Below are 6,783 nucleotides of genomic sequence, written 5' to 3'. Positions count from 1 at the left end.
CCCGGGCCAACAGGCTGGCCAGCTCCCCCATAATGGTCATGCACCACACGCTAAAACGAGTACAGCCCTCCGGCAAGCGGAGGACTGCACATTCTATTTGGCACCCAAAAGATACTGGGAATTAGCTGCGCGAACGGGGTCGCGGCGGCAAAAAATTAGCGGTGCTGCGCCGTGCGAACAGCCCACACGGCGCAAAGACGCAGACATGCGAAAATTCCCAGGAGTCTTCCTGTAACGCCGTTCCTAATAAAGTCCCGCTTCGCGTGCCATGGCGGCCACGGCGGCGGACTTCTGCGCGATGGCGAGCTCCTCGTTGGTGGGTACGACGAAGACCTTCACCGGAGAGGTGCGCGTGGAAATCATGCGCGGCTCACGCGACGGCGAGAGGTTGGCTTCCTTGTCAAAGTGGATGCCGTACATGTCGAGGTTGTACAGGGAGTCCTGGCGGACCTCCGTGTCGTTCTCGCCCACACCGGCGGTAAAGGTAATCGCGTCGACGCGGCCGAGCGCGATCATGTACGCGCCAATGAAGCGGCGCAGCGCGTGGATGTAGATGTTGTACGCCAGCCACGCGTCCTGGTCCTCGTTCTGGATGCGCTCGCGCAGAACACGGAAGTCGTTGACGCCAGCCAGGCCCTTGACACCGGACTGCTTGTTGAGCAGGTTGTCGATCTCATCGATAGACATGCCCGCCTGGCGAGCCAGGTGGAAGATGATGCCAGGGTCAATGTCACCGGAACGGGTACCCATGGCCAGACCGGCCAGCGGGGTCAGACCCATGGAGGTGTCGATAGCGCGGCCATTGCGGATGGCGGCGGCCGAGGCACCGTTGCCCAGGTGCAGCGTGATCTGGTGAACGTGGCCTGGGTCGCGGTCCAGCAACTTCGGGACCTGCTGCGAGACGAACTCATGCGAGGTGCCGTGAAAACCGTAGCGACGGATGTCGTACTGGGAGGCAACCTCATTGTTGATGGCATACAGCGCAGCGGCTGGCGGCATGTGGTTGAAGAACGCGGTATCGAAGACCGCCACGTGCGGGATGTTGGGCAGCATGGCGCGCGCGACGCGGATGCCGTCCAGGTTCGCCGGGTTGTGCAGCGGTGCCAGCGGGATGAGGTCTTCGATCATCGACTCGATCTGGTCGGTGATGAGCTGCGGCTCGGAGAAGAGCTTGCCGCCGTGGACGACGCGGTGGCCGACGGCGATGACGTCGACATCCTGGGGGCCAACACCGTGGTCGTGCATGATCTCAAAGGCACGCTCGAGGCCGAAGGAGTGCGTGGGGATTTCCAGCTCTTCCTTGTAAGCCTCGCCGCCCGTCTTGACGGTGACAGCGCCCATGGGCTCGCCGACCTGCTCGACCAGGCCGGACACGAGCGGGGCGTCCGTGGCGGCGTTCTCGGGGTTGACGAGCTGGAATTTGACGGAGGAGGAACCAGAGTTGAGGACGAGTACGTACGACAAGGCTATTTACGCTCCTACCTGAATTGCAGTGATGGCGACGGTATTGACGATGTCCGGGACGGTCGCGCCGCGGGAGAGATCGTTGATGGGCTTGTTGAGGCCCTGCAGGATGGGGCCCACGGCCAGCGCGCCAGCGGTGCGCTGCGCCGTCTTGTAGGCGATATTGCCGGCCTCGAGGTCCGGGAAGACAAAGACGGTGGCCTGGCCGGCGACCTCGGAATCCGGGGCCTTCTTCGCAGCCACGCCCGGGTCGCAGGCGGCGTCGAACTGCAGGGGGCCGTCGACCTTGACGGTGGAGTCCAAGGCGCGCGCGGCCTCGACTGCGGCGACGGAGCGGTCCACGTCCGGGCCGGAGCCCGAGGTGCCCGTGGAGTAGGACAGGATGGCCACGCGCGGGTCAATGCCGAACTGGGCAGCCGTGCGCGCGGAGACGACGGCGATTTCGCCCAGCTGCTCCGCGGTCGGGTTGGGGTTCACGGCGCAGTCACCGAACGCCCACAGGCGTCCACGCATGACCATAAGGAAGATGGAGGAGACCACGGACGCGCCCGGAACGGTCTTGATGATCTGGAAGGACGGCTTGATGGTGTGCGCCGTGGTGTGGGCAGCGCCAGAAACCATGCCGTCCGCCAGCCCCTTGTGGACCATCATCGTCGCGAAGTAGGAGATGTCCTTCATCGTCTCGCGCGCTTGCTCGATGGTCACGCCCTTCTTCTTACGCAGCTCCGCGAAGTCCTCTGCGAACTCCTCGGCCAGCGGCGAGGTGAGGTGGTTGATGAGCGTCGCGTCCGAGAGATCCACGCCGAGCTGTCTCGCGCGAACCGTAATCGTCTCCGGGTCGCCCAGGATGGTGAGCTTGGCAATACCGCGCGCGAGCAGTTGGCCCGCGGCGAGCAGGATGCGGTCATCGTCGCCCTCCGGCAGCACGATGTGCGCGCCCACGGCCTTCGCCTTCTCCAGCAACTGGGCCTCGAAGACGGACGGGGACATGACGGGCTCCAGCGCGCCAATCGGGGCGAGCGCCCCCGGCACCTTGTCTAGGCTGTCCACGGCAACGGCGGTAGCACGCAGCTCCTTGGCGTGGCGCAGCGCGAGGTCTGCGGCAACACCGGAGCCGACGATGATGAGCGGCACGCCCAGTGCCGCGGCGGAAATCGCGTCGAAGTGGGAGTCGCCCGTGCCGCGGATGAGCCCCTGGATGCGCGGGCCCGCCGCGACGATCTCGGGGACGGAAGACAGGCCTTCAACGGACGTCGCCTCGAGCCCCAGGGTCGTAGCAAGAGCGTCGACGTCAAGGCCATCAAAGCTGCGACCAGCAACGGTCACGAGCGCGGAACGGGAGGCGGTCATAGGAAAATCCTTTTCTATAGCACAATATGGCGCGCGTCACTGGCGCGCCCGAATAGTGATCGTCTCTACCTTACCGACTTGACCACGGACAAGAGAAAATCTTGAACCACGTCACAGACGTAGAATGCGTCACATGACAGATTCGATAACCGTCGCGTCCCTCCACGAGCTCAGTCCCTTGCAGGTCCACGCACTCTACAAGCTGCGCGTGGATATCTTCGTCCACGAGCAGCAGGTCCCCTACGCCGAGATTGATGACACGGACGCCGCGGCGACCACGCGTCATCTTCTCGCTACGGATGACTCCGGCGCGGTGCTCGGCGTCGGCCGCGTCTACCCGTCCACGATTGACGGCGAGGAGGTCCTCCAGTTCGGTCGCTTTGCCGTGACCCCTGCCGCGCGCGGCACCGGCGTCGCCCGCCGCATCATGGAACAAGCCCTCCAGCTTGCCGATGCCCCCTCTACCCCACTGCCGCTCTACCTCACCGCCCAAAAGCCGCTCACCGACTACTACGGCGGCTACGGCTTTGACGTCTGCGGTCCTCAGTACGACGACGAGGGCGTGCCCCACGTGCCCATGATTCGCCGCTAGGGTCTACAACTCCTCAGGAGTCGCGGTGACGGAGATTTTGGTGGCCGCGAGATTAGCGCGATCGCGGGCGAGGTCAACGGTCTCACCGGTGGCGGTGACCAGGCCCATGCGGCGGCCGACGTAGGCGCCGGGCTTGCCAAAGAGACGCACGTCCGTTTCTTCATAGGCGAGGGCCTCGGCAAGGCCGGTGTAGGCGACGTCCTGAATATCGGAATCCGCATGCAGGATCACGGAGGCGCCGGGGCTCACGAGGGTGACGTCAATCGGATAGCCCAGGATGGCGCGGGCATGAAGCTCAAACTCGCTGAAGCGCTGCGTGTACGCGGTGACCATGGCGGTATCGGAAGGCCGGGGCGAGACCGAAGAGAAGTAGACGTCGTCGCCGGCGACGAAGACCTCGACGCCGTACACACCGCGGCCGCCGAGCTCATTGGAGATACGCGCCGCGACGGAGCGGGCGTTGTCCAGGGCATCCTCGCTCATCGCAAGGGGCTGCCACGCCTCCATGAGATCGCCGTTCGCGTGGCGGTGGCCGATGGGTTCGCTAAACCACGTGGCCAACTCGCCCGTCTCCGGATCGATGGAACGCACGGCCAGGATGGTGGCCTCATAATCGAAGTCGACGAAACGCTCGGCGACGAGACGGTGATGGTCGCCGACGACGCGGTGGACTGCGGTCCAGGCCTCGGGGGCATCGGCAGCATCACGCACAATCATGTGGCCGCGGCCGGAGGTCGCGGTATCGGGTTTGACGATGCACGGGTAGCCGAGCTCCTCACAGGCTGCGGCGAGCTCCTCCTCGCTCTCTGCAAACTTATACGCCGAGACGGGCAGGCCCAATGACTCCGCGGCTGCGCGCATGCTCGCGCGGTCCTGCGTGAGCTCGCACGCACGTGCCGTGGGGACAACAACGGCCTGGCCTTCCTCCTCGAGCTGCTTGAGCGCGCTCACCGCGACCATCTCGACCTCAGGCACGACGAAGTCCGGCTGCACCTCGCGGACGAGGTTGAGCACCGCCTGTTCATCGTTGACGTCCGCGACGTATGCGAAGTGCGCGACTTGCTGCGCCGGCGCGCCCTTGTAGCGGTCCACCGCGTGGACCTCGAGGCCTAAGTTCTGGAACGCGCTGGCCAACTCCTTGCCCAGCTCGCCGGCGCCGAGGAGCAACACGCGGGTGGCATTGCGGGCAAGTGGCGTGCCAACGAAGTCAGCAGCAGGCTGCGGCGTGGTCATGGTGGATTCTCCTTCGAGGGACCCTGAAATAGACATTGTGGCCATTATTCCACGCCTGGGTGCAGTCCTATTGGCAGGGCGCGCAGTGTCACGGGCGTGCTCGCTTGCCGATGCCCCCTCCCCCAAGATCGCCGCAAGCCCCAACCACCGCAGTCACTGCGGTGGTTGGGGCTTGCGCATACCGGCGAGCAATGCTCACCAGAGGTTCACGAGAAACCTACCTTAAAGGATTACTTCTTGGAAGAACCATCCTTCGGGGTGATCGAGGAGTTACCGTTGGTGTCCGCCTCAATCTCGGAAGACAGGGAAGAACCATCGAAGGAAGCGGAAGAACCTTCATCCTTGGAGGAACCCTGACCAGCCGGCAGGCAGGAGTCAATAACCCAGCTCAGCGCGAGGATACCAGCGGCTGCGAGGGCGATGCCGCCTGCAACCTGGCCCACCATCGGACCGTACTTCTGCAGCTGCGAATTAAGGTCAGCAGCCTGCTTAGCGAACGGGCCCTTGTAGATGCCCAGCTGCTTCTGCAACTGCGAGTTGGCGTTAGCAATCTGGGAGTTCACATTGCCGAGCGCCTTCTCGAACTGAGCCTTAATCGGCGCCATGCCCGGGATATTCACCTGGTCGGCGAGGCCAACCGGAATCAGGAGCAGCAGCGGCAACGACGTGGTCGCAATCGCCGGGATGCACTTCGGGTTGAGACCTTCCTTGGCCTTCTCAATCGTGACGGTCACCGTGTCAATGACCTTGCCGTCCTTGTCCTTGACGGTAACGACAATCTTGTCACCCGGCTTCGCATCCTTGCTCGGGGTCACAACCAAGTTACCCTCAGCATCAATGTCTGCCGTGCCCGGACCAGTTACCTCGGTCGTGGTGCCATCAGCGACAGCGCCACCCTTGTTCGGCAGCTTGATCTCAGTATCCGGAGTGGTGGAACCATCCTTCCAATCCGGGGCGTCCGTAGCCGCAGGCTCCGTCACCTTTACCGTGACGGTGTCAATGACCTTGCCGTCCTTGTCCTTGACGGTAACGACAATCTTGTCACCCGGCTTCGCATCCTTGCTCGGGGTCACAACCAAGTTACCCTCAGCATCAATGTCTGCCGTGCCCGGACCAGTTACCTCGGTCGTGGTGCCATCAGCGACAGCGCCACCCTTGTTCGGCAGCTTGATCTCAGTATCCGGAGTGGTAGAGCCATCCTCCCAATCCGGGGAGACAACCTCCTCCGGCTTCATGTTCGGATCAGTCTTCTCATCCGTCTGGTTCGGATCCGCAACGGTCTTACCGGACTCATCCACCTTGGTGTTGAGCTCGTCACCGTCGGTGACACCGTCACCATCAGTATCCGGGTTCAGCGGATCGGTCGGGTCACCCTTGCCGTCCTTGTCGTTATCGAACGGGTTCTTGTCACCAGAAACCTCGTCACCATCGTTAACGCCGTCACCATCGGTGTCAGCCTTGTTCGGATCGGTACCGAGTTCCTTTTCCTTGTCGTCCGTCAGGCCATCACCGTCAGTATCCGCACGGTTCGGATCGGTCTTCTCATCCGTCTGATCAGGATTCTCAACGGTCTTACCAGACTCATCCACCTTGGTGTTGAGCTCGTCACCGTCGGTGACACCGTCACCATCAGTATCCGGGTTCAGCGGATCGGTCGGGTCACCCTTGCCGTCCTTGTCGTTATCGAACGGGTTCTTGTCACCAGAAACCTCGTCACCATCGTTAACGCCGTCACCATCGGTGTCCGGGTTGTTCGGATCAGTACCGAGTTCCTTTTCCTTATCGTCCGGCAGGCCATCGCCGTCAGTATCCGCACCATTCGGAACATTAGGATCGGTCTTCTCATCCGTCTGATCAGGATTCTCAACGGTCTTACCAGACTCATCCACCTTGGTGTTGAGCTCGTCACCGTCGGTGACACCGTCACCATCAGTATCCGGGTTCAGCGGATCGGTCGGGTCACCCTTGCCGTCCTTGTCGTTATCGAACGGGTTCTTGTCACCAGAAACCTCGTCACCATCGTTAACGCCGTCACCATCGGTGTCCGGGTTGTTCGGATCAGTACCGAGTTCCTTTTCCTTATCGTCCGGCAGGCCATCGCCGTCAGTGTCCTTCTCGGTGACCTTGACCGGAACGTCAACCGT

General features: G+C 62.8%; 4 protein-coding genes and 1 pseudogene. 1 reads left to right on the top strand and 4 read right to left on the bottom strand.

Annotated elements, in window-relative coordinates; translation table 11 throughout:
• Positions 1 to 243: 243 nt before the first annotated feature.
• Both HMPREF0307_RS08130 and pta read right to left on the bottom strand, forming a co-directional pair.
• The gene (locus HMPREF0307_RS08130; RefSeq protein ID WP_066491212.1) at positions 244 to 1,464 is read right to left on the bottom strand and encodes an acetate kinase; all 1,221 of its coding nucleotides are present in this window, start codon (positions 1,462 to 1,464) and stop codon (positions 244 to 246) included.
• Positions 1,465 to 1,470: 6 nt separating this feature from the next.
• Positions 1,471 to 2,814 (bottom strand): phosphate acetyltransferase, encoded by a 1,344-nt coding sequence (gene pta / locus HMPREF0307_RS08125; RefSeq protein WP_066491209.1) that lies wholly within the window; start codon positions 2,812 to 2,814, stop codon positions 1,471 to 1,473.
• A gap of 133 nt (positions 2,815 to 2,947) precedes the next feature.
• Here pta and HMPREF0307_RS08120 point away from each other — a divergent pair, with 133 nt between their 5' ends.
• The gene (locus HMPREF0307_RS08120; protein WP_066491208.1) at positions 2,948 to 3,406 is read left to right on the top strand and encodes a GNAT family N-acetyltransferase; all 459 of its coding nucleotides are present in this window, start codon (positions 2,948 to 2,950) and stop codon (positions 3,404 to 3,406) included.
• 3 nt (positions 3,407 to 3,409) lie between these two features.
• On the opposite strand, the gene purT is transcribed toward HMPREF0307_RS08120, so the two are convergent.
• Positions 3,410 to 4,639, bottom strand: a complete 1,230-nt coding sequence (purT, locus tag HMPREF0307_RS08115; protein ID WP_066491199.1) for a formate-dependent phosphoribosylglycinamide formyltransferase — start codon at positions 4,637 to 4,639, stop codon at positions 3,410 to 3,412.
• 230 nt (positions 4,640 to 4,869) lie between these two features.
• Positions 4,870 to 6,783: pseudogene (locus tag HMPREF0307_RS13170) on the bottom strand (hypothetical protein); the annotation flags it as partial.

It is taken from the genome of Corynebacterium sp. DNF00584 (assembly GCF_001552965.1).
Lineage (GTDB): Bacteria > Actinomycetota > Actinomycetes > Mycobacteriales > Mycobacteriaceae > Corynebacterium > Corynebacterium phoceense.
The sequence above is the reverse complement of the archived record's forward strand: the minus strand, read 5'-3'. Positions and strand labels throughout refer to the sequence as shown.

Coding starts and splice junctions, on each gene's coding strand:
- pta (WP_066491209.1), bottom strand. CDS start 2,814: ATGACCGCCTCCCGTTCCGCGCTCGTGACCGTTGCTGGTCGCAGCTTT.
- HMPREF0307_RS08120 (WP_066491208.1), top strand. CDS start 2,948: ATGACAGATTCGATAACCGTCGCGTCCCTCCACGAGCTCAGTCCCTTG.
- purT (WP_066491199.1), bottom strand. CDS start 4,639: ATGACCACGCCGCAGCCTGCTGCTGACTTCGTTGGCACGCCACTTGCC.